The organism is Kitasatospora sp. NPDC001309, from assembly GCF_042896295.1.
Lineage (GTDB): Bacteria > Actinomycetota > Actinomycetes > Streptomycetales > Streptomycetaceae > Kitasatospora.
Genome location: NZ_JBIAXC010000035.1, coordinates 57337 through 82067, shown reverse-complemented (window position 1 = coordinate 82067; position 24731 = coordinate 57337). Strand labels below are relative to the sequence as shown.

At 74.0% G+C, this 24731-nt stretch carries 22 protein-coding genes and 1 pseudogene; 15 read left to right on the top strand and 8 right to left on the bottom strand.

Features of this window, described 5'->3' with window-relative positions; genetic code table 11:
• Positions 1–15 precede the first annotated feature (15 nt).
• Entirely contained in the window at positions 16–882 is an 867-nt protein-coding gene (purU, locus tag ACFY2K_RS29955; protein WP_380521845.1) for a formyltetrahydrofolate deformylase, read from the top strand.
• 15 nt (positions 883–897) lie between these two features.
• Here the strand turns inward: purU and ACFY2K_RS29950 are convergent, their stop codons facing one another.
• Together ACFY2K_RS29950 and ACFY2K_RS29945 are read right to left on the bottom strand one after the other, a co-directional pair.
• Positions 898–2124 (bottom strand): zf-HC2 domain-containing protein, encoded by a 1227-nt coding sequence (locus ACFY2K_RS29950; RefSeq protein WP_375888910.1) that lies wholly within the window; start codon positions 2122–2124, stop codon positions 898–900.
• 37 nt (positions 2125–2161) lie between these two features.
• Positions 2162–2737 (bottom strand): sigma-70 family RNA polymerase sigma factor, encoded by a 576-nt coding sequence (locus ACFY2K_RS29945; RefSeq protein WP_380399131.1) that lies wholly within the window; start codon positions 2735–2737, stop codon positions 2162–2164.
• Positions 2738–3438: 701 nt separating this feature from the next.
• Between ACFY2K_RS29945 and ACFY2K_RS29940 the strand changes: the two genes are divergently transcribed.
• Positions 3439–3912: an ATP-binding protein gene (locus ACFY2K_RS29940; RefSeq protein WP_375888915.1), complete on the top strand. Its 474-nt coding sequence runs from the start codon at positions 3439–3441 to the stop codon at positions 3910–3912.
• A gap of 447 nt (positions 3913–4359) precedes the next feature.
• On the opposite strand, the gene ACFY2K_RS29935 is transcribed toward ACFY2K_RS29940, so the two are convergent.
• Positions 4360–5331, bottom strand: a complete 972-nt coding sequence (locus tag ACFY2K_RS29935; protein ID WP_380521841.1) for a GlxA family transcriptional regulator — start codon at positions 5329–5331, stop codon at positions 4360–4362.
• Between the two features lie 240 nt (positions 5332–5571).
• Here ACFY2K_RS29935 and ACFY2K_RS29930 point away from each other — a divergent pair, with 240 nt between their 5' ends.
• The 5 genes and pseudogenes from ACFY2K_RS29930 to ACFY2K_RS29910 all read left to right on the top strand — a co-directional run.
• The gene (locus ACFY2K_RS29930; protein ID WP_380521839.1) at positions 5572–6897 is read left to right on the top strand and encodes an MFS transporter; all 1326 of its coding nucleotides are present in this window, start codon (positions 5572–5574) and stop codon (positions 6895–6897) included.
• Between the two features lie 272 nt (positions 6898–7169).
• Positions 7170–7802 (top strand): GNAT family N-acetyltransferase, encoded by a 633-nt coding sequence (locus tag ACFY2K_RS29925; RefSeq protein WP_380590732.1) that lies wholly within the window; start codon positions 7170–7172, stop codon positions 7800–7802.
• Positions 7799–8143 carry a DUF4229 domain-containing protein gene (locus tag ACFY2K_RS29920; protein WP_375888924.1) on the top strand — a complete coding sequence of 115 codons (345 nt, stop codon included), beginning with the start codon at positions 7799–7801 and terminating at the stop codon, positions 8141–8143. Before ACFY2K_RS29925 ends, ACFY2K_RS29920 begins: the two co-directional genes overlap by 4 nt.
• Positions 8144–8170: 27 nt before the next feature.
• On the top strand, positions 8171–9304 hold the full coding sequence (locus ACFY2K_RS29915) for a LacI family DNA-binding transcriptional regulator (protein WP_387715568.1): 1134 nt from the start codon (positions 8171–8173) through the stop codon (positions 9302–9304).
• 300 nt (positions 9305–9604) lie between these two features.
• Positions 9605–10102, top strand: a pseudogene (locus ACFY2K_RS29910) (SdrD B-like domain-containing protein); the annotation flags it as partial.
• A 449-nt stretch (positions 10103–10551) separates the two neighbouring features.
• On the opposite strand, the gene ACFY2K_RS29905 reads toward ACFY2K_RS29910, so the two are convergent.
• Entirely contained in the window at positions 10552–11760 is a 1209-nt protein-coding gene (locus ACFY2K_RS29905) for an MFS transporter (RefSeq protein WP_375888930.1), read from the bottom strand.
• A gap of 462 nt (positions 11761–12222) precedes the next feature.
• On the opposite strand from ACFY2K_RS29905, the gene ACFY2K_RS29900 reads away from it, so the two are divergent.
• On the top strand, positions 12223–13548 hold the full coding sequence (locus ACFY2K_RS29900) for a dicarboxylate/amino acid:cation symporter (protein WP_375888933.1): 1326 nt from the start codon (positions 12223–12225) through the stop codon (positions 13546–13548).
• A gap of 287 nt (positions 13549–13835) precedes the next feature.
• Here the strand turns inward: ACFY2K_RS29900 and ACFY2K_RS29895 are convergent, their stop codons facing one another.
• Positions 13836–14039, bottom strand: coding sequence for a cold-shock protein (locus ACFY2K_RS29895; protein ID WP_030287184.1), 204 nt, complete (start codon positions 14037–14039; stop codon positions 13836–13838).
• A 454-nt stretch (positions 14040–14493) separates the two neighbouring features.
• Here ACFY2K_RS29895 and ACFY2K_RS29890 point away from each other — a divergent pair, with 454 nt between their 5' ends.
• The 7 genes from ACFY2K_RS29890 to ACFY2K_RS29860 all read left to right on the top strand — a co-directional run bounded on the left by ACFY2K_RS29890 (position 14494) and on the right by ACFY2K_RS29860 (position 22633).
• Complete coding sequence (locus ACFY2K_RS29890) at positions 14494–15405, top strand: menaquinone biosynthetic enzyme MqnA/MqnD family protein (RefSeq protein ID WP_375888937.1); 912 nt, start codon at positions 14494–14496, stop codon at positions 15403–15405.
• A 279-nt stretch (positions 15406–15684) separates the two neighbouring features.
• Complete coding sequence (locus tag ACFY2K_RS29885) at positions 15685–17418, top strand: serine/threonine-protein kinase (protein ID WP_387715563.1); 1734 nt, start codon at positions 15685–15687, stop codon at positions 17416–17418.
• Positions 17419–17549: 131 nt separating this feature from the next.
• Positions 17550–18773, top strand: coding sequence for a cyclic dehypoxanthinyl futalosine synthase (mqnC, locus tag ACFY2K_RS29880; RefSeq protein WP_380590738.1), 1224 nt, complete (start codon positions 17550–17552; stop codon positions 18771–18773).
• Between the two features lie 52 nt (positions 18774–18825).
• Positions 18826–19515: a hypothetical protein gene (locus ACFY2K_RS29875; RefSeq protein WP_387715560.1), complete on the top strand. Its 690-nt coding sequence runs from the start codon at positions 18826–18828 to the stop codon at positions 19513–19515.
• 332 nt (positions 19516–19847) lie between these two features.
• Positions 19848–20435 (top strand): hypothetical protein, encoded by a 588-nt coding sequence (locus tag ACFY2K_RS29870; RefSeq protein WP_375888948.1) that lies wholly within the window; start codon positions 19848–19850, stop codon positions 20433–20435.
• Between the two features lie 70 nt (positions 20436–20505).
• Positions 20506–21201 (top strand): demethylmenaquinone methyltransferase, encoded by a 696-nt coding sequence (locus ACFY2K_RS29865; RefSeq protein WP_380399106.1) that lies wholly within the window; start codon positions 20506–20508, stop codon positions 21199–21201.
• A 142-nt stretch (positions 21202–21343) separates the two neighbouring features.
• Positions 21344–22633, top strand: coding sequence for a geranylgeranyl reductase family protein (locus ACFY2K_RS29860; protein ID WP_375889202.1), 1290 nt, complete (start codon positions 21344–21346; stop codon positions 22631–22633).
• A gap of 84 nt (positions 22634–22717) precedes the next feature.
• On the opposite strand, the gene ACFY2K_RS29855 is transcribed toward ACFY2K_RS29860, so the two are convergent.
• The 3 genes from ACFY2K_RS29855 to ACFY2K_RS29845 all read right to left on the bottom strand — a co-directional run bounded on the left by ACFY2K_RS29855 (position 22718) and on the right by ACFY2K_RS29845 (position 24713).
• Positions 22718–23134 (bottom strand): MazG-like family protein, encoded by a 417-nt coding sequence (locus tag ACFY2K_RS29855; RefSeq protein WP_380590742.1) that lies wholly within the window; start codon positions 23132–23134, stop codon positions 22718–22720.
• Positions 23135–23273: 139 nt separating this feature from the next.
• Complete coding sequence (locus ACFY2K_RS29850; protein WP_387715555.1) at positions 23274–23984, bottom strand: peptidylprolyl isomerase; 711 nt, start codon at positions 23982–23984, stop codon at positions 23274–23276.
• A gap of 84 nt (positions 23985–24068) precedes the next feature.
• Positions 24069–24713, bottom strand: a complete 645-nt coding sequence (locus ACFY2K_RS29845) for a TetR/AcrR family transcriptional regulator (RefSeq protein WP_387715552.1) — start codon at positions 24711–24713, stop codon at positions 24069–24071.
• Between the last annotated feature and the right edge of the window lie 18 nt (positions 24714–24731).

The window sequence follows — 24731 nt, the reverse complement described above, 5'->3', positions numbered from 1 at the left end:
AACGGGATACCCGCAGTGGAACAGCAGCCGGCCAGCGCCCAGTACGTCCTCACGCTGTCCTGCCCCGACAAGCAGGGCATCGTCCACGCTGTCTCCAGCTACCTCTTCATGACCGGCTGCAACATCATCGACAGCCAGCAGTTCGGGGACGGGGACACCGGACTGTTCTTCATGCGGGTGCACTTCTCCGCCCCCGAGCCGGTCACCGCCGACAAGCTGCGGGCCAGCTTCGCCGCGATCGGCGCCTCCTTCGGGATGGACTGGCAGATCCACCCGACCGAGCAGCGGATGCGGATCGTCCTCATGGTCAGCAAGTTCGGGCACTGCCTGAACGACCTGCTCTACCGCACCCGGATCGGCGCCCTGCCGGTGGAGATCGCCGCGGTGGTCTCCAACCACACCGACCTCCAGGACCTCACCGAGAGCTACGGCGTCCCCTTCCGCCACATCCCGGTCACCCGGGACACCAAGGAGGAGGCGGAGCGGCAGCTGCTCGACCTGGTCGAGAAGGAGAACGTCGAACTGGTCGTGCTGGCCCGCTACATGCAGGTGCTCTCCGACCGGCTGTGCACCGAGCTGTCCGGCCGCGTGATCAACATCCACCACTCCTTCCTGCCGAGCTTCAAGGGCGCCAAGCCGTACCACCAGGCGCACGCCCGCGGCGTGAAGCTGATCGGTGCGACCGCGCACTACGTCACCGCCGACCTCGACGAGGGCCCGATCATCGAGCAGGAGGTGGCCCGGGTCACCCACGACATCAGCCCGGACCAGCTGGTCGCGCTCGGCCGGGACGTCGAGTGCCAGGCGCTGGCCCGCGCGGTCAAGTGGCACAGCGAGCACCGGGTGCTGCTGGACGGGACCAGGACGGTCGTCTTCGCGTAGCCGCCCCGGGGCGGGTCAGGGCCTCGCCAGCAGCGGCAGCGCGTGCAGCACCTCGCGCACCGCGGCCCGGTCGCCGTGCTCGCCCACCGGCAGCCGGTCCGGGTCCCGGTGCGCGGCCGCCAACTGGCACAGCTCCAGGCCGTCCAGCACCATCGAGGCCACCGGCTCCCCGGCGGCGGGACCGGCCGACCGCGCCGATCGCGCCAACCAGGTCGATCCGGCGGGACCGGCCGGTCCGCTCGGTCCGCCGTCCAGCGGCACCAGCCACTCGCCGGCCGCCGGACCGTCCACCACCAGCCGCACCCGCCGAACGGTCCGACCGTCCCCGGACGGCGCCCCGGCGGGCGCGGGCCGCGCCGCGCGCAGCCCCGCCAGCGCCCGCGGCAGCAGCCGGACCACCAGCTCCACCATCTGCCGCAGGTGCTGCGGCGCCGGCGGAGCGTACGGGTAGGCCACCGCGCGGGCCACGTCCTCGCCGTGCACGAAGCACTCCAGGGCGCGCTCCACGAAGGCGTCGCGCAGCGGCAGCACCGCGAAGCCGAGGTCGACCGGGGTGCTGCCCTGCGGCGCCAGCGCGGCGCTGCGCACCAGGTCGTGGGTCTGCTGCCGCCACCGGGCGCGCACCGACCGGGGCGGCAGCCCGGCCTGGTCGGCGAGCAGCCGGGCGGTCCGCGCCGCGTCCGCCGCGTACCGGCCGCCCTGCGGGGGCACCCGCGGCGCCGGGACGCCCGCCTCCTGCGGCGGCACCCGCCGCTCCGCGCCCGGGACCGGCCCGGGTCCGGCGGCGGCCGGCACCGGGTCGGGCAGGCCGAGGGCGAGCGCCAGGAAGCCGTCCGCCGCGGTCAGCCGGCCCAGCACCTCGGCCGGGCGCAGCAGCTCGGTGCCGCCGTGCCACGGCAGTTCGGCCACCTCCTGCCACTCCTCCGGGCCGAGGTCGCGCAGGAGTGCGTCCAGCTTGGCGGTCTCCGCGGTGTACGGCATCCCCCAGGCGGGGACGGGCAGTTCGGCCGGGCGGCTGGCCAGGCACCAGTCCAGCACCTGCTGGCGCAGCGAACCGGGCTGGTCCAGCGGCTCGTCCAGGGAGAGCCAGCCGGCCGCCTCGCGCAGCCGGTCCGCCTCGTCGGCGCACTCCGGGCAGGCCGGCAGGTGCTGCTCCAACTCGGCGGCCTCGCGCGGCGGGCAGGCGCCGAGGGACCAGGCACCGAGCAGCGAGCGCAGGGCGTCGTGCCGCTCCTCGCTCATCCGCCCGCGCACCTCTCGACGGTTCGCACGCTCACCTTCACCTGCCCCCGTTCCCGTCCCCGTGCTCCTGGCGGGCGCGTTCGTCGGCCAGTTCGGTGGCCAGCAGCTCCAGGCCGAGCCGCATCCGCTGCTTGGCGGCCTGCTCGCTGATGCCGAGCAGTCGGGCCGTCTCCTGGTAGGTACGGCCGTCGTAGTACGTCACCGCGATGGTCTCACGCAGGGGTTGGGGCAGGGAGTCGACCACGTACTGCATGCGCGCGGCGGTGGCGACGGCCCGGATCTCCCGCTCGGCCGCCCCGCCGTGCTCCGGCGCCAGCTCGGCGCCGCGGCGCGCCCGCAGCCGTTCGACCGCGCGGCGGTGGGTGAGCGCGCCGAGCCAGGATCGCAGCGAGCCCCGGGCGGGGTCGAAGTCCCCGGGGTGCTCCCAGACGTGGGCGAAGACCTCCCGGGTGAGCTGGGCGGCGGCCGCCTGGTCGGCGAGTATCCGGCCTGCCAGGCCGTGCACCATCGGGGCGAGCCGGTCGTACAGTTCGCCGAGCGCGGTCTCCTCGCCGCGGGCGAGGCGACGCTGCAACTGCTCGTCCCAGCGCGGGATCCCGTCCGGGGTGGCCATCGAGAACCACCCTCCTGACCGGTTCGCTGGCGTTACCCAACGGTATCCCCTGGCCGGTCCGCGGCGGGAGGGATTCGGGCAAGAACGGAACCCGGTCTCGTGGTTCGCCGCCGTCGGTGCCGGTGCCGGTGCCGGTGCCGGTGCCGGTGCGGTTGCCGCCGTCGCCGTCGCCGTCGCCGTCGCCGTCGCCGTCGCCGATGATGATGCCGATGCCGCTGTTCGAGACCCGCTGGACATATGTCGTACGGGTGGTTCGCGAGTGGCGGGCGGGGCGGCGGGGGCGTCCGGCGGTAGGTTCCCGCCCAGGGCGGGTCCGAACAGGCCCCGCGGGACCGGCGTCGGCCCGGGCCGGACGAGTGCCGGTGCGAGGCTCGCGAGAGTGAGCGGGACAGTATGCACTGCCCTGTCCCCCGATCGCCGGAATATGCCCGAAGCGCTTGCTGCGGTCCGTCCGCCCACCCATCCTGAGGCGTATTCGTGTCGCGGTCGTTGTACGACCGACGAGTTGACGCGGGCGAGTGGCGCGGGCGGACGGGTCGGCGAGTGCCCGAGCGGGCACCGGGTGGCCCCGGTGGTCCCGGGCGGTCCCAGGTGGCACCGGTGGTCCCGGGTGGCACCGGGCGAAGTGCGAGGGCCCCGCCGGCCGGCTGATCCGGCCCGATCGGGACGTTGGCCGAACTGCGAGTGCAGGTGGTGGAGCGGTGCAGGTTCTTCAGGTACAGCTTGCGGTGCAGGCGGACCCCGCCGAGGTCGGCCGGGCCCGGCGGTGGGTGCGCTCGCGGCTGCTGAACCACGGGGTGGACCCGGACGCGCCGATGGCCGAGACGGTGGTGCTGGTGGTCTCGGAACTGGTGACCAACGCCGTGGTGCACACCGGCTGTCCGGCCGTGCTGAGACTCTGCCTGCCGGTGGCCGAGGGCCCGGCGCAGGACGTCCCGCCCGGCCCGCTGCGGGTGGAGGTGGCCGACGCGAGCCGGGCCGCCCCGGCCCCCCGGCACGCCGGGGCGGACGAGGACGCCACCAACGGGCGCGGACTGGAACTGGTCGAGCTGCTCTGCGACCGCTGGGGCTGGTACCCGGACGGTTCGGGCAAGCGGGTCTGGTGCGAGATCGGCGCCGGGGCGCGGCCGGTCGATCCGATGGCGGGCGTGGACTGGGCGGCCCTGGCGCAGTGACCGGGCGGACCCGGCGCGGCAACTGAGCGGACCCGGCGCGGTGGCGGCCTCCGGCGGCGCTCACCGGCCGAAAGGCGATCACCGGCCGAAAGCTGACGCAACCATTCCGAATTTCGGACTAGCCATTGACGTGACGTATCCGACTGATCACGCTTGGGTGCGGCTCCCGTTGCGAGGGGACGCCGAGGGAACGTCCGTCCGCCGTCACGGTGCTGCTGTCCAGGGGGATCGCGTCAGCAGGGGGGATCGTGGACTGCCGGTCGCGGACGGCTCCTCGGCGAGTGCGGAGGGCCCGGCGCGGGTTCAGGGCCCGTGCGCCGTGATCGGACGGCGGCCCGGCACGCTGCGCTCGGCGCGCAGGCGGCCGGCCGCCGTCCGTGGTGCCCGCTCCGGACGATCGAATTCCGGCCAGGCGGCTCCACCCGCCCGTCCCGGTGCGGCCGTTGCTCAGAGCGGGGCGGTCCGGAAGGTACGCCGGTAGGCGCTCGGGGCCACGTCCAATCGGCCGCGCAGCTGCAACCGCAGTGAGGCGGCGGTGCCGAAACCGGACTCCCGGGCGACCTGGTCGATCGTCAGGTCCGTGCGCTCCAGCAACTGCCGGGCCCGCTCGGTGCGCTGGGTGGTGATCCACTGGCCGGGGCTGGCGCCGGTCTCCTCGCGGAAGCGCCGGGTGAAGGTCCGCACGCTCATGCCCGCCCGCTCGGCGAGCCGGTTCAACGGCAGCGGCCCGTCCAGGTGCTCCAGCGCCCAGGCGCGCACGGCGGCGGTGCCGGCGCCCCCGGTCTCCACCGGGCTCGGGGCCTCCACATACTGCTTCTGGCCACCGTCGCGCCAGGGCGGCACCAGGCAGTTGCGGGCCACCGCGTTGGCGACCGCGCTGCCGTGGTCGCGGCGCACCACGTGCAGGCAGAGGTCCACCCCGGCGGCCACCCCGCCGGAGGTCAGGACGTCGCCGTCGTCGGTGTAGAGCACGTCCGGGTCCAGCCGGACCTTCGGGAAGGCCCGGGCGAAGCGCTCGGTGTAGCGCCAGTGGGTGGTGGCCGGGCGGCCGTCCAGCAGACCGGCGGCGGCCAGCAGGAAGGAGCCGGTGCAGATCGACATCAGCCGGGCACCGGGCCGGATCCGCCGCAGGGCGGCGGCCAGTTCGGGGGTGAAGGCGGCGTCCGCGCCGTCCGGGGCGGCGTCGTGGGAGGCCGGGACCACCACCGTGTCGGCCCGCTCCAGCAGTTCGGGCCCGTGGTCGACCGAGATCCGGAAGTCGGCGCTGGTGGCGACCGGTCCGCCGTCCAGGGTGCAGGTGGCCACCCGGTAGAGCGGCCGGCCGGAGCCGTCCTTGGCGTTGCCGAAGATCCGCGCGGGGATGCCGAGTTCGAAGGCGATCACACCCCGCAGGGCGAGTACCGCGACGAGGTGCGTCATGCCGTTCCTTTCCAGGGGGCCCGCCCGGGGTGCGGCCGGGGCCCGCCCGGGGCCCGCCCGGGGTGCGGCCGGGCGGTGCGGCCGGGCGGTGCGGGCGGGCGGTGCGGGCGGGCGGTGTGGGCGGGCGTGCGGGCGGTGCGGGGTCCGGGCCAGGGTACGCGCCGGGCGTGGCCCGATTCTTGCGAAAGCTGTCATTCGGGCCACTCGTCCGGGCGGCGCCCGCCCGGGAGACTCGTCCACGTGACCGAACGCAGTGCCCTCGCCGCCTCCACGCCCCCCACCGTCCCGATACCCGCCCCCGGCCGGCGCCCCCGGGTGCACTACGCCTGGGTGGTGGCCGCCGTCGCCCTGCTGGTCCTGCTCGGCTCGGCCGGCTTCCGCTCCACGCCCAGCCTGATGATGGACGCCCTGCACAACGAGTTCGGCTGGTCGCTCGCGACGATCGCCAGCGCCACCTCCGTCAACCTCACCCTCTACGGCCTCACCGCCCCCTTCGCCGCCGCCCTGATGGACCGTTTCGGCGTGCGCCTGGTGGTGGTCTGCGCGCTGCTCACCATCTCGGTCGGCGCCGGCCTCACCATGCTGATGCGCCAGCCCTGGCAGCTCATCCTCTGCTGGGGCGTCCTGGTCGGCCTCGGCAGCGGCTCGATGGCCGGCGCCTTCGCCACCACCATCACCGGCCGCTGGTTCCAGGCCCGCCAAGGCCTGGTCACCGGAGTGCTCACCGCCGCCGGGGCGGCCGGCAACCTGGTCTTCCTGCCGGTCGGCGCCTGGCTGGTCGAACAGCACGGCTGGCGCTCGGCCGTGGTCGTGGTCTCGCTCGCGGCCAGCGCCGTCGCCGTGCCCGTCCTGCTGCTGATGCGCGAGCGCCCCGCCGACCTCGGCCTGCTCCCGTACGGCGCCACCGAGGCCCCGCCCGAGCCGGCCCGGGACGGCCGCGCCCTGGCCCGCACGCTGCGGGTGCTGCGCGACGCCGCCCGCACCCGGCAGTTCTGGCTGCTGGCCGGCTCCTTCGCGATCTGCGGCGCCACCACCGCCGGCCTGGTCGGCACCCACTTCATCCCGGCCGCGCACGACCACGGCATGCCCGTCACCACCGCCGCGAGCCTGCTCGCCCTGATCGGCGTGTTCGACGTGGTCGGCACCGTGTTCAGCGGCTGGCTCACCGACCGGGTCGACTCCCGGCTGCTGCTCACCGTCTACTACGGGCTGCGCGGCGTCTCCCTGCTCCTGCTGCCGCAGCTGCTGGCCGGCTCGCTGCACCCGCCGATCCTCGCCTTCGTCGTCTTCTACGGCCTGGACTGGGTGGCGACCGTGCCGCCGACCGTCGCGCTCTGCCGTCGGCAGTTCGGCGAGGACGCCCCGATCGTCTTCGGCTGGGTGCTCGCCGCCCACCAGATCGGCGCGGCCGTCGTCGCCGGGCTGGCCGGGCTGGCCCGCGACGCGCTCGGGAACTACGACCTCACCTGGTACGGCGCCGGCGCGCTGTGCGCGGTCGCGGTCGGACTCTGCCTGGCGCTGCGCACCGGGCGGTCGGGCGACCGGGCGGTGCCCGCCCTGTCCTGAGGGGCGCGGGGACGCGCGCGGGGAGGGGCGGGCGGATGGGACGGACGTACGTCTGGCACGTACGTCCGTCCGGCGGTGCGGGTGCCGGGTACGGACGTCCGTCTGACAGGTACGTCCGTCTGATCCGCCCATGCGCCCGGCCCGCCCGTGCGTCTGGATCGGACGTCCGTCCAACAGGACGCGTCCGCCCGGTTCAGACGTGCGTCTGATCCGGCCGTACGGGCCGCCATGGCCGTCCGGCCCGTCGGAGCGGAGGGCTAGGCTCCGCATTCATGGCGCTCACCTTCACTCTCGACCCGAAGCCCGACCCCGACCTGCGCACCGCCGTGGTCCGGCTGTGGACGGACGTGACCAACGCCGGCGGTGCGGTCGGCTTCGTGGCCCCGGTCACCGAGGAGGAGGTCTGGGACACCGCCGACCGTCAGTTCGCCGGGCTCGCCCCGGACGGCCCCGACCGCCTCCTGGTCGCGCACGAGAGCGCGACCGGCCGGCTGGTCGGGGTGCTGTTCTTCGCGTCGATGCGTTTCGCGCCGATGGAGCACTGGCGGATGCTCAAGCGGGTCATGGTGCACCCCGACTTCCAGGGCCTCGGCCACGGTGCCGAGTTGCTCGCCGAGGCCGAGCGGGTCGCCCGCGCCTGGGGCCTGGAGTCGCTGCGGCTCACCGCGCGCGGCGGCCTGGGGCTGGAGCGCTTCTATGCCCGCTGCGGCTACCGGGAGGTGGGCCGGGTGCCGGCCGCGATCCGGGTCGCCCCCGGGGACGACCGCGACGACGTCACCATGTGGCTGGACCTGCGCCGACCGGCCGTCGAGGAGGGACGGCGGCCCCCTGGCCCGCGCCCGGTGTCAGGCATGCTTGACTGGGAGACCCGCCCCGGCTCGAACCAGAAGGATGTGTCCCAGTGAGCAGCAACGGCCCGCAGAAGTCGCACGCCACGCTCCGCTACACCTCCATGCGGGCCAGCATCTTCCTCGCCTGCCTGCTGGTCGCCCTGCTGCTCGGGCACTTCCAGGTCATCCCGGTGAGCGGTGAGTCCGGGATGATCTTCCTGTTCCTGCTGGCCGCGATCGCCTCCGCGCCCCTCAGCTACGTGCTGCTGAGCAAGCAGCGCGACGAGATGTCCTCCCAGATCACCACCAAGGTCTCCGGGATGCGCAGCCGCACCGCCGACCGGATCGCCGCGCAGAACGCCGAGGAGGACGCCGCGGACGACGCCGCCCGCGCGGCATCCTCCCGGCAGAGCTGACCCGGGGCGCGCCCCGCCGTGCCGAACGTGCCCGCGGTACCCGCCGATCCGCACCCGAGCACGGGCATCGGCACTGACGCCGGCGCCGAGATCGAGACCGAGATCGACGCCGGTACCGGCACCCGCACCGGGCGTGCCGCCGGGACGTGGCCGGCGCCCGTGCGCAGGCCCACCGGGCGGGACGTGGCCAGGCTGGCCGGGGTCTCCCAGGCCACCGTGTCGCTGGTCTTCTCCGGCGCCGAGGCCGGTCGCCGGGTCTCCGAGGCGACCCGGGCGCGGGTCCGTGAGGCCGCCCGCAGCCTGGGCTACCGCCCGCAGGCCGCCGGCCGGCAGCTGCGGCTGGGCCGCAGCGGAATGATCATGCTTGCCGTGCCCAACCTCCAGGGCCCGTTCTTCGGCCGGGTGCTGGAGGGCGTCCACCACGAGGCCGGCCGGCACGGCCTGGCGGTCGTGGTCAGCTCGGGCTGGGGCAGCGCGACCCTGGCCGAGGCCGCCACCGCGGGCCGCTTCGACGGTCTGCTGATCTGCTCCCCGGACGACAGCCAGCTCGGCGAGCTGCCGTCGGACACCCCCGCGGTCTTCCTGGACGCCGACCCCGGCACCGACCGGGCGCGCCCGACCGTCGAGCTCGACGTGGCCGGCGGGATGCGGGCCGCCGTCGAGCACCTGGCCGCTCTGGGGCACCGCCGGATCGGGCACCTGCGGTCCACCCACGCCGCGTATACGTTCCGGGTCCGGCAGGCCGCCTTCGAACAGGCCGTGCGTGAACTCGGCCTGGACGTAGTGGAGTTGGGTGTGAGCCTGAACGACGGTCACGCAGCCGCGCGGAGCGTGGCGGGGGAGCTGCTGGAACGGGCGGACCGTCCGCGTGCGGTGATCTGCGACGACGACGTGGTCGCCTCCGGGGTCTACCAGGCCGCCGCCGAGCGGGGGTTGCGGGTGCCGGACGACCTGTCGGTGGTCGGTATGGACAACGTCGCCGTCTCCGGGCTGCTCGCCCCGCCGCTGACCACCGTCGACCTGCCCGGCGAGGAGCTGGGCCGGGCGGGGGCGGCCGCGCTCGCCGGACTGCTGGCCGGCGAGCGGGTGGAACCGGTCGCGCCGCTGGCCACCTCGCTGGTGCTGCGCTCCTCGACGGCCCCGGCTCCGTCCCCGTCCTAAGTCCCGAACCCGTCCCAGGTCCCGAACCCGGAAGCGACCTGACGGCCGCTCGTGCTGCCGCCCTGCCGGGATGGTCCCAATGAGTGAAACCAGCCGCTGACCTCCAGCGACCCGACCGTGGTGATCGAGTACACCACCTCGCCCGACCCGTGCGTCACCGGCGCCATCACCGTGCCCGGCCCCTGCGACCCCGGCGCCCGGTGGAGCAGCACCTTCCCGGCACCCGCCACCACCACCTGGTTCCGGGTCCGCCGCCCCGGCACCCTGGCGCCCGGCGGGGTGTTCACCCTGACCTGGCCGATGGTCGCCTCGGTCGACGCCGGCAACGCCGACTTCGCCTGGAACAGCTTCGCCTACACCGCCACCGACTCCGGCGGCAGTCCGCTGCTGCCCGCCGAGCCCGCCAAGGTCGGCGTCGGCGTGACCGCCCCCGTCCTGCCGAACAATGCGCTCGGCGACTTCGTCTGGCTCGACCGCGACGGCAGCGGCAGCCAGAAGCCCGGCGCCGCCGGCGTGCCGGGCGTACGGGTCGCACTGCTGGACGGAACGGGGCAGCCGGTCCGGGACCGGACGGGCAAGCCCGTCACCACCGCCACCGACACGAGCGGGCACTACCTGTTCGACAAGCTGCCGGACGGGGAGTACGCGGTGCGCTTCGACCTGACGACCATCCCGGACGGGGCGAAGGCCACCGTGCGCCACGCCGGTACGGACCCGGCGCTGGACTCGGACGCCGACCCGGCGGCGGGGATCACCCGGACGGTGCGGCTGGAGGGCGGACGGCGGGACCTGGACCTGGACATGGGGGTGGTGCCGGCGAGCTCGCCTTCGCCTTCGCCGACGAACTCGCCCTCCCCGACCGGGGCGCCGTCGCCGTCGCCGTCGCCGTCGCCGTCTCCGTCCGCCTCGCCGAGCCCGACCCACAGCCCGTCGCCGAGCGGGAGCCCGACCACGAGTGAGCCCGGCACGCCGACGCACACCCCCGACGCACACGCACACGCGCACGCCCACGCACACCCCGTCGCCCTCGTGGACCCACGGTGGCGGACAGCTGCCCGGTACCGGTGGCAACGGGATGCTCCCGCTGCTGCTCGCGGCCGGTGCGCTCGGCAGCGGGGTGCTGTTCTCGGTGATCGCCTGGGGTCGTCGGGGCCGCCACAGCTGATCGCCGTAACCGAACGAACGGAGGACATGACTGCGCCCGCCGGCCAGACCCCGGCGGGCGCAGTCGTCTGTGGGGGTGGGGGTCAGCCCACCGGGACGGGTTCGGCGAGCGGCGCCACCGGCGCGCCGCGGAACCAGCGCCGGGCGCCGAACAGCACCAGGCCGCCCAGGGTGATCCCGCCGGCCGCGCACACCGCGACCGGGCGCAGCGATCCCTCGGCGAGGTGGCCGGAGACCGCGTAGCCGAGCGAGTTGCCGGTGGCGAACAGGGTCACCAGCCAGGCGAAAGCCTCGGTGACTGTCCCGGTCGGGGCCAGTTCGGCGACCAGGACGAAGGCGGCCGCCAGCAGCGGGGCCAGCATGACGCCGGAGAGGAAGGCCAGTGCGGCCATCGGGTACGGGCCGGGCAGGGTGACCAGCGGCAGGTAGGAGGCGGCCATGGCGAGGGCCATCAGCCAGGTGCGGGTCGCGGTGCTCTGCCGCCAGGTGACCATGCCGTAGGCGAGCGCGCCGAGCAGGCCGCCGAGCGCGGCCAGCGCCAGCAGGGTGCCCCCGCCGCCGGGCAGGCCGTCGGCGTGCTGCTCGGCGTAGGCGATGAACAGGACGTTCTGCGCGCCGACCGCCCAGCCGGCCCCGGCGAGTCCGACCAGCAGCAGGACCAGGCCGGGGGAGCGCAGCGGGCCGAGCAGTCCGGCGGAGTGGTCGCGGGCGGGGGCGCGCCAGGCCCGGGCCGGTGCGGTGGTGGCGACCACCAGTGCACCGGCCAGTCCGAGTCCGGCGGCCACCCAGAGCGCGGCGACCGGGCTGAACAGGCCGGCGATCCCGGCCACGGCCAGCGGTCCGGCCACGTAGAGGATCTGCTGGGAGGCGGAGTCGAAGGCGTACGCGGTGTCGAGCTGCTCCTCGTCGACCACGTTCGGCCAGAGCGAGCGCAGGCAGGGTTCCAGCGGCGGCATCGCCAGGCCGGCGACGGCGGCGCCGAGCGGCGCGGCGAGCGGGGAGCCGGGGGCGAGGGCGAGCAGCGCGTACCCGCCGCCGGCCACCACGGCGGAGGCGAGCAGGACGCGCGGCTGGCCGGTGCGGTCGACGATCCGGCCGAGCACCGGCCCGCCGACGGCGGCGGCGAGCGCGTACACGGAGGTGGCCAGTCCGATCCGGCCGTACGGGACGCCGGCCTCGCGCAGGGCGAGGGCGATCACCAGGGCGGTCATACCGGCGGGCAGGCGGCCGAGCAGGGTGCCGAGCAGGAGTCGGGAGACGTGCGGGGCGCGGAGCAGGGCGAGGTAGCCCATCGGTGGTCTTCTCCGGTCAGGGCAGGGGAGGGTGGGGACGCCGTCAAAGTTATACGTATAACTGCCGTTCGGTCAATCCGACCGGAAGGTGGGGCTGATGGGGCGTCAGCTTCGTTCGTGTCCGGATCTCACTGCCGGGTGGGGAGTGGCCGTGGCTCGATCTCAAACAAGTACTTTGAACATCTCAAACCTTTACTGCTAACGTATCGGCCGTGACCACCTCAGACGCACTGCGGATGCACGGCCCGGGCCCGCTGCCCGGCGCCGCCCGCCCGGGTGCGCTGAACGGTGCTGTGGACAGCCCGCGCCGTTGTCGCGCCATGAGCTGCGCAGCCATGAGCTGTATCGCGGCGGCACGCCCCTGACCGGGGTTCGTGACCTCTCCCCGTCCGGCCCCGAGCCGTGCCGCCGCCTCCGCCCCGCCCCACCGCCAGCAACGCCCTCCCCCGGAGTCGCACCCCCATGTCCACAGCGCCCGAGGCGACCTCGTCGCCGTCCCTGCTCACCCGCATCCGCAAGACACCGTTCTGGGTGCAGATCGTCGCCGGCCTCGTGCTCGGCGTCGGCCTCGGCTACCTGGCCCGCGCCGCCGACGTCTCCTGGCTGGCCACCACCCTGGAGACGATCGGCAAGATCTTCGTCCAGCTGCTCAAGCTGGCCGTGCCGCCGCTGGTCTTCACCGCGATCGTGGTGAGCGTCGCCAACCTGCGCAACGTCACCAACGCGGCCCGCCTGGCCACCCGCACGCTGCTCTGGTTCATGATCACCTCGCTGATCGCGGTCGGCATCGGCCTGGGCCTGGGCCTGCTGACCAACCCCGGCCAGGGCACCAACCTCAAGACCGACGGCCTCAAGGCGCTCGACTCCAAGGGCACCTGGATCGACTTCCTGACCGGGATCTTCCCGACCAACATCGTCGACGCCTTCGTCAAGGTGAACGTGCTGCAGATCGTCTTCATGGCGGTCGTGGTCGGCGCCGCGATCATCAAGCTCGGCACCAAGGCCGAGCCGGTCCTCAAGCTCAGCGAGACCGTGCTGGAGCTGACCCAGACCGCGCTGTGGTGGGTCATCCGGCTCTCCCCGCTCGGCACCCTCGGCCTGATCGGCAAGTCCGTCGCCAAGTACGGCTGGGACCTGCTCAAGCCCTTCGCCACGCTGACCCTCGACATCTACGTCGGCTGCGCCCTGGTGCTGTTCGTCGTCTACTCGTTGGTGCTGCGCTTCGCCGCGGGCCTCAACCCGCTGCACTTCTTCAAGGGCGCCTGGCCCGCCATCCAGCTGGCCTTCGTCTCGCGCTCCTCGGTCGGCACCCTGCCGGTCACCCGCCGCGTCACCGAGCGCCTCGGCGTCCCGAGCGAGTACGCCTCGTTCTCCGTGCCGTTCGGCGCCACCACCAAGATGGACGGCTGCGCCTCGATCTACCCGGCCGTCGCCGCGATCTTCGTCGCCCAGGTCTACAACATCGAACTGGGCATCAAGGACTACATCCTGATCGCCTTCGTCTCGGTCGTCGGCTCGGCCGCCACCGCGGGCCTCACCGGCGCGATCATCATGCTGACGCTGACCCTGTCCACCCTGGGCCTGCCGCTGGAGGGCGTCGGCCTGCTGCTGGCCATCGACCCGATCCTGGACATGATGCGCACCGCCACCAACGTCGCCGGCCAGGTGGTCGTGCCGGTCGTGGTCGCGGCGCGGGAGCGGATCCTGGACGTGGCCGCGTACAACAACCCCTCCGGGGACCTGTACGAGGAGGACGCGCCGAAGGCCGCGGTTCCGGTCGCTGCCTGATCCTCGGCACGCCGGCTGATCGTCGGCACGCCGGCCGATCGCGCTGCCTGATCCTCGGCACGCCGTTCGATCGTCGGTGCGATCGGTGCGACACGAAGGGCCCTCTCCCGGCAGACGGGGAGGGCCCTTCGGCCTACTCCTGCCCCTCCCCGTCTGCCGGGAAAAGGCAGGGGGCCCGCCGCGATGGGCAGGCCCCCTTGGGTGCTGCTCTTGTGCTCATGGTGACGGCTGTCGGGAGCCGCCGGCGGACCCGAAGGGTCCCGAGCGATCAGAACATCAGAGGATGATCAGACGGCGGTGACGTTCTCCGCCTGCGGGCCCTTCGGACCCTGGGTGACGTCGAAGGTGACCGCCTGGTTCTCCTCCAGCGAACGGAAGCCGTTCGCATTGATGGCGGAGTAGTGGACGAAGACGTCGGGGCCGCCGCCCTCCTGGGCGATGAAGCCGAAGCCCTTCTCAGCGTTGAACCACTTGACGGTTCCCTGAGCCATGCCGTTCTCCTTGCGATGCGTGTCGGGGGCCACACCGTGTGGTCCCCGGTCCGCTGCGCTGATCGCCCTGCCTCCGGACGAGTCCGAAGTTTTTCGATATTGCTGAAAAACTACAAAAAGCCCGCGGTTACATGCTCCGCAGGCTTCAAGTACTGCAAGGGGAATCAAACTGCAACTGAGGGCAACGCTAGCATGCGGCCGCTGTGACGACCAGGGGTCACTTGCCCTTCGGACGACGCGTGTCGTAGGCCCCCCGACGGGGCTGGTTACGGGCGCGGGCAGGCGTGTTGGGGGCCCGCACGAGTCCGCCGGGAGGCGCCCGCGCGCCGGTCCGGAAGCGCCCGCGCGCGTGTCGGGTGGCCGGTGCGAGCCGTCGCGAACAGCAGGCATACGCTGCGGTGAAACGCACGAACAGCGCCGTGGGGAAGCGCACGAACAGCAAGGGAGCGCCGCAGTGGCAGCACCGGACGGACAAACGCGGGAGCCCGAGCACCAGGAGACCACCCCGGTCAGGCCGAGGGTCGGCCACATTCAGTTCCTGAACTGCGTCCCCCTCTACTGGGGCCTCGCCAGGACCGGCAACCTGCTCGACCTCGACCTCACCAAGGACACCCCGGAGAAGCTGAGCGACCAGCTCGTCGGCGGCTCCCTCGACATCGGCCCGATCACCTGCGTGGAGTACCTGCGCAACGCCGAGGACCTGCTGGTCCTGCCCGACATCGCGGTCGGCAGCGACGGCCCGGTGATGTCCTGCCTGATCGTGAGCAAGGTGCCGCTCGCCGACCTCGACGGCCGCCGGGTCGCCCTCGGCTCCACCAGCCGCACCTCCGTCCGGCTCGCCCGCCTGCTCCTGGAGGAGCGGGAGGGCGTGCGCCCCGACTACTTCACCTGCCCCCCGGACCTCAGCGCGATGCTCGCCGAGGCCGACGCCGCCGTCCTGATCGGCGACCCGGCCCTGCGCGCCTACCTCGGCCAGGCCGCCGACCTCGGGCTGACCGTCCACGACCTCGGCGAGATGTGGAAGGAGTGGACCGGACTGCCGTTCGTCTTCGCGGTCTGGGCCGTGCGCCGCGAGTTCGCCGAACGCTGCCCCGAGCTCACCGCGGCCGTCCACCGGGCCTTCCTGGAGTCGCGGGACCTCTCGCTGGTCGAGGCCGCCAAGGTGGCCGAGCAGGCCGCCCGTTGGGAGACCATCGGGGCGGACGTGCTGGAGCGGTACTTCAGCGAGGCGCTCGACTTCTCGCTCGGCGGGCGGCAGCTCGCCGGGGTCGCCGAGTTCGCCCGGCGGGTCGCCCACGACAGCGGCTTCGCGCCGGACGTGACGGTGCGACTGCTGGAGCCGGCGGCGCTGCCGGTCGGGCCGTAGGGTCCGCCTCCGTCCCGCCGTCCGCGGGAGGGGCCGGCCGGACCACGGTGGTGGTGCGGCCGGCCCCTTCGCGTGGGGTGCGGACGGCGCGTTCGCGGGGGTGCGGACGGTGTTCGCGCTGGTCCGGCGGGGCGCGGCGGTCGGGCCGTCGGTCCGGCCTGCGGGCGGGTCGGGCGGCGGTCGGGCGGCGGGTCGGTCCGGCCCGGTACGGTCTGCTCCCGAGGTGCGTCCGGCGGGGTCCCGCGCGGGTGCGGGGTGGGCGAGGGGAGCGTGCGGGACATGCGGGCACTGGGGTCGGACGATCCGCGCCAGGTGGGCGCCTACCGGCTGTTGCGACGGCTCGGCTCGGGCGGGATGGGCCGGGTCTACCTCGGCCGGACGGCCGGCGGGCGCACCGTCGCCGTCAAGGTGGTCCGGGCCGAACTCGCGGACGACGCCGAGTTCCGCGCCCGGTTCCGGCAGGAGGTGGCCGCCGCCCGACGGGTCGGCGGTGCCTGGACCGCCCCCGTCCTGGACGCCGACACCGAGGGCGAGCAGCCCTGGGTCGCCACCGGCTACGTCGCGGGCCCCGCACTCGCCGACGCCGTCCGGGCACACGGCCCGCTGCCGGAGGCCGCCGTCCGCGCCCTCGGCGTCGGGCTCGCCGGGGCACTCGCCCATGTGCACGGGCTCGGCCTGGTGCACCGCGACGTCAAACCCTCCAACGTGCTGCTCACGCTGGACGGCCCGCGGCTGATCGACTTCGGGATCGCCCGGGCCCTGGACGCGACCAGTGGTTTCACCCGTTCGGGTTATGTGGTGGGCTCACCCGGCTTCATGTCGCCCGAACAGGCGAACGGGCAGCCGGCCGGACCGGCCGGGGACGTCTTCTCGCTCGGCGCCGTCCTGGCCTTCGCCGCCACCGGGGTCCACCCCTTCGGAGCGGACGTCAGCGCGGCCGTCCTGCTCTACCGGGTGCTCCACGAGGAACCGGACGTCACCGGACTGCCCGAGGCGCTGCGGGCGGTCGTCCTCGACTGCCTCGCCAAGGACCCGGCCGCCCGGCCCACCCCGCGGCAACTGGCCGCCCGCCTCGACCCGGACGGCGCGGCCGCCGCCCTGCTCGGGCGGGGCGACTGGCTGCCGCCGGCGCTGGCGGCCGGGGTGGGGCGCAGCGCGGTGGAGCTGCTGGACCTGGAGGGGGCGCAGGGGGAGGCGCCGCCGGACGCGTCGTACACGTCGACGTGGGCGTCGGCGTCGGCGCAGGATGCGGAGTCGGAGTCGGCGTCGGAGTCGGCGTCGGGAGAAGGGGAGGGGGACGGGCCGCTGCCGCTGTGCAGCTACCCGGCCGGGACGGGGGAGGAGCAGGGGCTCGCCCGTCGGCGCCGCCGGGCAGGAACCGCGGTGGCGGCGGTGCTGGTGGTCGCGGTGCTCGGGGGCGCCGGGTACGGGTGGTACGCGATGACCGGGCCGTCCGAGCCGGTGGTGTCGGTGCCGACCCTGGGGCCGCTGCCCGTGCCGTCCGTGGACCCGGGCCAGGCCGTCGCGTCGCCGGGGGCCTTCGTGCCGGGTGGGACGGAGGGGGCGTCGCCCTCCGAGCCGGTGTCTCCTTCCACGGCGGCGTCCGGGGCGGCCCCGCCGTCCGGGACGGGTGGGCCGGGGGCGGTGCCCGCGGCGTTCCTGGGCACCTGGAGCGGCGACATGGTCACCGACAAGGGGCTGCCCGGCGGCACCACCACGCTCACCGTCCGCCAGGCGGCGATCGGCCAGGAGGCCACCACCAGCCACAACGGCGTCTCCGGGCTGATCTCGATCAGCTGCGAGGGCGCCTGGACGCTCACGTCGGTCTCCGGCACCGAGCTGGTGTTCCGGTCCCGGCTGGTGCGCTCCTCCCTCCCCGGTGCCTGCACCGGCGGCTCCAACACGGAGACCCTGAGCCTGCGGTCCGACGGGACGATCCGCTTCACCTCCGCCGACCCGGCCGCCGGGAACCCGGCCGGCACCTTGCGCAGGACCGGCTCGGCGGGTCGGTAGCGGGTCGCTGCGGGCGGCGCGGTGGGACGGGTCGAGGCGCAGTTCAGCGGGCTGACGCGGGCGTCCGAAAGGCCTGGCGTAGGCTGGTTCGGCCGTACCCGAGTTGCACTTGAGAGAGAGAAGGCCGCCAGGTGACCGAGCTCGCAGCGACCACCCTCGATGCGTCCAGCACCGACCTGCAGGCCGTGCTCGACCGGGCCGCCGCCGGCGGCCGGATCACCCCGGAGGAGGCGCTGGAGCTCTACCGCTCGGCGCCGCTGCACGCGCTCGGCTCCGCCGCCGACGCGGTGCGCCGCCGCCGCTACGCGGGTACCGAGCACATCGCGACGTACATCATCGAGCGCAACATCAACTACACCAACGTCTGCGTGACGGCGTGCAAGTTCTGCGCCTTCTACGTGCCGCCGAAGAGCGACAAGGGCTGGTCCCGCGAGCTCGACGAGATCCTGCGCCGCTGCGCCGAGACGGTCGAGCTGGGCGGCACCCAGATCATGTTCCAGGGCGGCCACCACCCGGACTACGGCGTCGAGTACTACGAGCGCGCCTTCTCGGCGATCAAGGCCGACTTCCCCCAGCTGGTGATCCACTCGCTGGGCGCCTCCGAGGTCGAGCACATGTCCCGGATCTCGGGCGTCTCCATCGAGGAGGCCATCACCCGGATCCACAAGGCGGGCCTGGACTCCTTCGCCGGCGCCGGCGCCGAGCTGCTCCCCGAGCGGCCGCGCAAGGCGATCGCCCCGCTCAAGGAGTCCGGCGAGCGCTGGCTGGAGATCATGGAGGCCGCGCACGGCCTCGGCGTGGAGTCCACCTCCACCATGCTGATGGGCACCGGCGAGACCAACGCCGAGCGGATCGAGCACCTGCGGATGATCCGCGACGTGCAGGACCGCACCGGCGGCTTCCGCGCCTTCATCCCGTACACCTACCAGCCGCAGAACAACCACCTCAAGGGCTCGACCCAGGCCACCGTCTTCGAGTACCTGCGGATGATCGCGATCGCCCGCCTGTTCCTCGACAACATCGCCCACATCCAGGGCTCCTGGCTCACCACCGGCAAGGAGGCGGGACAGCTGTCGCTGCACTACGGCGCCGACGACCTGGGCTCCGTGATGCTGGAGGAGAACGTCGTCTCGGCGGCCGGTGCCAAGCACCGCTCCAACCTCACCGAGCTGATCCACCTCATCCGCGCCGCCGACCGCGTCCCGGCGCAGCGCGCCACCACCTACGAGCACCTGCGGGTGCTGGACGACCCGGCCAACGACCCGGTCGACCCCCGGGTCGCCTCGCACATCGCCTCCACGGCGATCGAGGGCGGCACGGCGCACCCCGAGCTCAAGATCCTGGACAACGGCTGAGGCCCCGGACGACCGAGGACCACGGACACCCGAGACCGCTCCGGTCGACGCCGTGCTGACCCTGCACCGGGCCGAGTTCCTGCTGCCCGACCCCGCCGCACCCACCGCCCCGTCCTTCGCCGACGGGGCGGTGGTGGTGCGCGGTGAACTGGTCGAGGCCGTCGGCCCGTACGCGGACCTGGCGGCGGCCCATCCGTCGGCCCGGGTCCGGGACTGGGGCCGGGCCCTGCTCGCGCCCGGCCTGCGCAACCCCTGCGGGCAGCGGCTGCTGGAACGGGACTACCACCCGGACCCGCGGGAGGAGATCGGCGTCGAGCCGGTCGTGGACGGGCTGGTCGGCTGCACCGACGAGGCCCGGTACGGAGCCAGTGCGCGGCGCGGCCTGCAGCGGATGCTCGGGTTCGGCGTGACGGCGGTGGCCGGGCCGTTCGCGCGGCCCGCGGTGCGGACGGCGGTGGCGCGGTCGGGGCTGGTGGCGTTGGCGGGGCCGGGGCCGGGGCCGGGGCCGGGGCCGGGGGCGTCGGGGGCTGGGGAGCTGGGCGAAGGGGCGGGCCTGCTGGACCCGTTGGCGGTGCTGCCGCTCGCCCGGGCCGTGCACGGGCGGGTCGCGGCCGGTGGGCGGGCGGACTTCGTGGTGTTCCCGGTGGCGGCGGAGGAGGCGGAGGAGGGCGGGGTCCGGCCGGCGGCCGGTGGGTGCCTGGCGACCGTGCTGGCCGGGCGGTTGGTGTACCGGCGGAGGTGACCGCCCGCGGGGGCGGCTTGCCGGGTCGCTCACCGGGTCGCTTGCGGGGCGGCTCGAAGGGGTGACGGCCGGCGGGCGGAGGCGGGCGTGAGCCCTCCGGTGTGACGTACCCATCAGTAGGCGGATTGCCTTGCCGTGCAGGGGACTTCCTTCGTGTGCACCCGAACTGCCGTGCCCTCCCAGGGGGGTGATTGTCCCTTCACCGTGACCTGAGGGCCCGCCAGCGGATACGATCCCGGACAGCTCACTCCGTACCCTCACCACACCACCACCCGTGCCCGCGGGCGGCGGGGCCGTGTCCCAGGCCCCGGAGGCAAGCCAGGACAGGAACCATGCGAACCGCGACCGTCCCCCCGCCGCGAACCCCGCGGATGGGCCGTGGTTGGTACCTCGCCGCCGTGCTCAGCGCCGTGCTGGCCGTCGGGATGTGCCTGCTCGGTTGGCGCCAGGCCGACCAGGCCGACCGGATCGCGGCCCACCCGGTCAGGGTCGAGGGCGTCGTCACCCAGCTGCCGACCGGCGGCGGCACCTACAGCGCCGTCAGCTACAAGGTCAGCGGTCAGCCGCACACCGCCGCCGCGCTGCCGCTCGCCGACGGCATCAGGCTCGGCGACGCCGTCTGCCTGGAACACGCGGCCGACGACCCGGGCGCCGTCCGGATCTGCGGCGACACCTACCCGCAGCCCGTCGGCGTCGGCCTGGCCCGGTTCAGCGTCCCCGTCGCCGTCGTGCTGTTCGTGATCTGCATGCTGCGCATCCGGCGCCACCGGCGGGCCGTCGCCGTCCGCGGCGGGCAGGGCCGGCTCAGCGCCAACCTGGCCATGGCGACCGGCGCCCTGGCCGAGGGGATGCCCGCGATCACCCAGGGCAAGCGCTCGCGCCGCCGCCGTCGCGCGGGCGGGCGGCGCGGATCGCACTGAGCCCCCGTCGGCGGATCGCACCGAGCCCCCGTTGGTCGGGGCAGCCGTCGCAGGGTGAACAATGGGGGGCGTGACCCGAGCCTCCCTGGACAAGCAGCCGCACGAAGTCGCCGCCATGTTCGACGACGTCGCGGCCAAGTACGACCTCACCAACGACGTGCTCTCCCTCGGCCAGGCCCGCGCCTGGCGCCGGGCGGTGGCCGAGGCGGTGGCCGCGGGACCGGGGGACCTCGTGCTCGACCTCGGAGCCGGCACCGGCACCTCCTCGCTGCCCTTCGCCGAGGCCGGGGCCGACGTCGTCCCGTGCGACTTCTCGGTCGGCATGCTCACCGAGGGCAAGCGCCGCCACCCCGAGCTGCCGCTCACCGCCGGCGACGCCACCCGGCTCCCGTTCGCGGACGACACCTTCGACTCGGTGACGATCTCCTTCGCGCTGCGCAACGTCCAGGAGACCGACGCGGCGCTGCGCGAGATGCACCGGGTCACCAAGCCCGGCGGCAAGCTGGTGATCTGCGAGTTCTCCACGCCGACCTGGACGCCGTTCCGGACCGTCTACACCGAGTACCTGATGCGCGCGCTGCCGCCCGTCGCCACCGCCGTCAGCAGCAACCCGGACGCGTACGTGTACCTGGCCGAGTCCATCCGGGTCTGGCCGGACCAGCCCACGCTGGCCTCCCGGATGCAGGAGAGCGGCTGGTCCAAGGTCGCCTGGCGGAACCTGACCGGCGGGATCGTCGCGCTGCACCGCGGGTACAAGCAGGCGTAGCCGCAGGGGGGCGGTACGCGGCGGAGCACGGGGACCGCAGGAGTCTCCGGCAGCGTGAGCGGAACTAGACTGCCGGAGACAAAAGCCGCCATCCCCGCCGCAGCTCCAGGAGTGTGTCCACGTGTCCGAGACCGCATCCGATCTGACGAAGCCGGACAGCACGGTCGAGAGCACCGCCGACGTCATCGTGGTCGGCGCGGGCCCGGCCGGTGCCACCACGGCGTACTACCTCGCCCAGGCCGGACTGGACGTCCTGCTGCTGGAGAAGACCGCCTTCCCGCGCGAGAAGGTCTGCGGCGACGGCCTCACCCCGCGCGCCACCAAGCAGCTGGTGGACATGGGCATCGACGTCTCCACCGAGAACGGCTGGCTGCACAACAAGGGCCTGCGCATCATCGGCGGCGGCGTCCGACTGGAGCTGGACTGGCCCGAGCTGGCCTCCTTCCCCGACTACGGCCTGGTCCGCAAGCGCGCCGACTTCGACGAACTGCTCGCCCGTCAGGCCGAGAAGGCCGGCGCCCGGCTCTACGAGCGCTGCAACGTCAGCGGCCCGGTCCTGGACGAGCGCACCGGCCGGATCGTCGGCGTCACCGCCAAGCTCGGCGAGGAGAAGCGACCGGTCACCTTCCGCGCCCCGCTGGTCGTCGCCGCGGACGGCAACTCCACCCGGCTCTCCCTCGCCATGGGCCTGCACCGCCGCGAGGACCGCCCGATGGGCGTCGCCTACCGCACCTACTTCAACTCGCCGCGCCACGACGACGACTACCTGGAGTCCTGGCTGGAGCTGTGGGACACCCGCGGCGACCAGCGCAAGCTGCTCCCCGGCTACGGCTGGGTCTTCGGCATGGGCGACGGCACCTCCAACGTCGGCCTCGGCATCCTCAACTCCTCGCCCGCCTTCGGTGAACTCGACTGGCGCGAGGTGCTCAAGGCCTGGTGCGCGAGCATGCCCGCCGAGTGGGGCTACACCCCCGAGAACATGACCGAGCCGATCCGCGGCGCCGCCCTGCCGATGGCCTTCAACCGGCAGCCGCACTACACCCGCGGCCTGCTGCTGGTCGGCGACGCGGGCGGCATGGTCAACCCGTTCAACGGCGAGGGCATCGCCTACGCGATGGAATCCGGCCAGATCGCCGCCGGCGTCATCGTGCAGGCCCACGCCCGCGTCACCGAGGGCGGCCGCGAGCGCGCCCTGCAGGCCTACCCGCGCATCCTCAAGGACGTGTACGGCGGCTACTACACGCTCGGCCGCGCCTTCGTGAAGCTCATCGGCAACCCCAAGGTGATGCAGCTCGCCGCCCAGCACGGCCTGCCGCGCCCGCTCCTGATGCGCTTCACCCTCAAGCTGCTCGCCAACCTCACCGACCCGCAGGGCGGCGACGCGATGGACCGCGTGATCAACGGGCTGGCGAGGGTCGCGCCGAACGCCTGAGGTGGCGGGGGTGCCGGGGCGCTCGGGGCGGTGGGGCGGTGGGGCGGCGGTCGGCGGGGTGCCGGGTGCTCGGGGCGGCGCCGTTCAGGGCGACTTCGGTGCCGTCCCCTGCGCCCCCGTCCCCTGTTCCGTCGTCCCCCGCGTTGAAGGATCTTGCTCGGCCGTCTCCTGCTCCGCCGTGTCGCGGGAGGCGGCGGAGCGCTGTTCGACGTAGGCGAGGCGCTCGTCGAACACCCGGGCCGCGTCGGGGGTGAGCGTCCGCAGGGCGACCAGGGCGCTGAACACGACGTCGCAGAGCTCGTGCTGGACGTCCTCCCAGGTGTGGGTGACGCCCTTGCGCGGGTTCTGCCCGGTCGCGCCGATCACCGCGGCGCCGACCTCGCCGATCTCCTCGGAGAGCTTGAGCAGGCGCAGCAGGCGTTCCTCCTGCGGCGACTGGGTGCTCTGATCGTCCAGCCACGCGACCAGGTGGTCGACGCTCTCCCAGATCCGGCTGTCCATGCGGTGCTGCTCCCTGCGGTGTCGGTGGTGCTGCCACCGTACGGGAGCGGCGAGGGGGCGGGCCGGACCGCTGCGCGCCGGACCGGTGCCGCCCGGTCCACCCCCTTGTGTTCGCCTGCTCGCCTGCCCGGCCGGTGGATCAGCGCTTGCCGATCTTCACGTGGCGGATGTTCACGGGGACGTTCGGGAATCCGTCGCCCGGGCCGTTCTGGTCGTCCTCGCCTGCGGCGGCGATCTTCTGCAGGACGTCCAAGCCGGCCGTCACCCGGCCGAACGGGGTGTAGGCGGGGGAGAGCTTGGTGTCCTTCCAGACGATGAAGAACTGGCTGCCGTTGGTGTTCGGACCGGCGTTGGCCATGGCCACGGTGCCGGCCGGGTAGGTGGCGCCGGTCAGGTTCTCGTCCGGGAAGGAGTAGCCCGGACCGCCGCTGCCCGTCCCGGTCGGGTCGCCGCACTGCAACACGTAGATCCGCTGGGTGGTGAGCCGGTGGCAGTGGCTGCGGTCGAAGTAGTCGTGCTCGGCGAGGAAGCGGAACGAGAAGGTGGTGCAGGGCGCCTTGTCGGTCAGTGCCTCGAAGGTGATCGGGCCCTGGTTGGTGCGCACGGTCACCTGGTAGGGGCGGGCCGCCTTCGCGGCGTCGAAGACCGGGATGCCCTTGAAGTTGTCGGCCGGGACGGCCGGTGTGTAGGTGCAGGCCGCGCTCGGGGTGGGGGTGGCGCCGGAGGGGGCCGCGACGGCCGTGTCGGGGCTCGCCGCGAGCGGGAGGACGGTGGCGGCGGCGACCAGCGCCCAGTGCTTGCGCTTCACGTGACGGGCCTTCCGGGGGGTGGTGGACGGCATGCTTGTCATGGAGGAATCATCCACGGCCGGGTGGGTCTTCGGTAGGGGGCTGGGGCGGCCGGTGCTCCTTCGGCTGTCGATGGTGACGTGGTGTCAGTTCTCCTTCGGGGTGGGCGTGAACAGACCGGCCCGGGCGGCGAGGGCGGCGGCGTCGGCGGCCCGTTCGGCGGTGCCGGCGTCCAGCGGTTCGCCGGTGACGAACAGCCGGTAGTAGAGCGGGGCCGTGGCGGCCCTGATCACCTCGACGCCGTCCGTCCCGACGGGCAGGTCTCCCCGCGCAACGGCCCGTTCGGCGACCTCGGCGGCCTGGCGGTGGCGGGCCGCGAAGAACCCCCGCAGGGCGGCCGCGCCGACGTCGGAGCGTTGGGCGGCGGAGATCAGCGCGGTGGGCGTGGAACCCCGCTCCGGGTCGGTGAAGACGCTGAACACCTCCTGGGTGATGCGGCGGAGGTCCTCCTGGAGGTCTCCGGTGTCGGGCAGTGGCCAGGGCTGGTTGGCGGAGGCGGTCAGGGCGTCGGCGATCAGGCCGTCCACTCCGCCCCACCGCCGGTAGAGAGTCGCCTTGTGGACGCCGGAGCGTGCCGCGACGGCCTCGGCGGTGAGTCCGTCGTACCCCTTCTCGGTGACCTCGGCGAGCGTGGCGGCGACCACCTCCGCGCGGACCCGGGCGCTGCGCCCGCCCGGGCGCGGGGTGGGCGTGCGGGGCGGCTGCCGGTCGGGAAGGGTGGCCTCGCTCAAAGTCGACTCCTGTCGCAT

What these genes read in the sequence shown, in the direction of transcription:
- ACFY2K_RS29950 (WP_375888910.1), bottom strand. Translation starts at nt 2,124, where the DNA reads ATGAGCGAGGAGCGGCACGACGCCCTGCGCTCGCTGCTCGGTGCCTGG.
- ACFY2K_RS29945 (WP_380399131.1), bottom strand. Translation starts at nt 2,737, where the DNA reads ATGGCCACCCCGGACGGGATCCCGCGCTGGGACGAGCAGTTGCAGCGT.
- ACFY2K_RS29935 (WP_380521841.1), bottom strand. Translation starts at nt 5,331, where the DNA reads ATGACGCACCTCGTCGCGGTACTCGCCCTGCGGGGTGTGATCGCCTTC.
- ACFY2K_RS29925 (WP_380590732.1), top strand. Translation starts at nt 7,170, where the DNA reads ATGGCGCTCACCTTCACTCTCGACCCGAAGCCCGACCCCGACCTGCGC.
- ACFY2K_RS29905 (WP_375888930.1), bottom strand. Translation starts at nt 11,760, where the DNA reads ATGGGCTACCTCGCCCTGCTCCGCGCCCCGCACGTCTCCCGACTCCTG.
- ACFY2K_RS29900 (WP_375888933.1), top strand. Translation starts at nt 12,223, where the DNA reads ATGTCCACAGCGCCCGAGGCGACCTCGTCGCCGTCCCTGCTCACCCGC.
- ACFY2K_RS29895 (WP_030287184.1), bottom strand. Translation starts at nt 14,039, where the DNA reads ATGGCTCAGGGAACCGTCAAGTGGTTCAACGCTGAGAAGGGCTTCGGC.
- ACFY2K_RS29885 (WP_387715563.1), top strand. Translation starts at nt 15,685, where the DNA reads ATGCGGGCACTGGGGTCGGACGATCCGCGCCAGGTGGGCGCCTACCGG.
- ACFY2K_RS29870 (WP_375888948.1), top strand. Translation starts at nt 19,848, where the DNA reads ATGCGAACCGCGACCGTCCCCCCGCCGCGAACCCCGCGGATGGGCCGT.
- ACFY2K_RS29855 (WP_380590742.1), bottom strand. Translation starts at nt 23,134, where the DNA reads ATGGACAGCCGGATCTGGGAGAGCGTCGACCACCTGGTCGCGTGGCTG.
- ACFY2K_RS29850 (WP_387715555.1), bottom strand. Translation starts at nt 23,984, where the DNA reads ATGACAAGCATGCCGTCCACCACCCCCCGGAAGGCCCGTCACGTGAAG.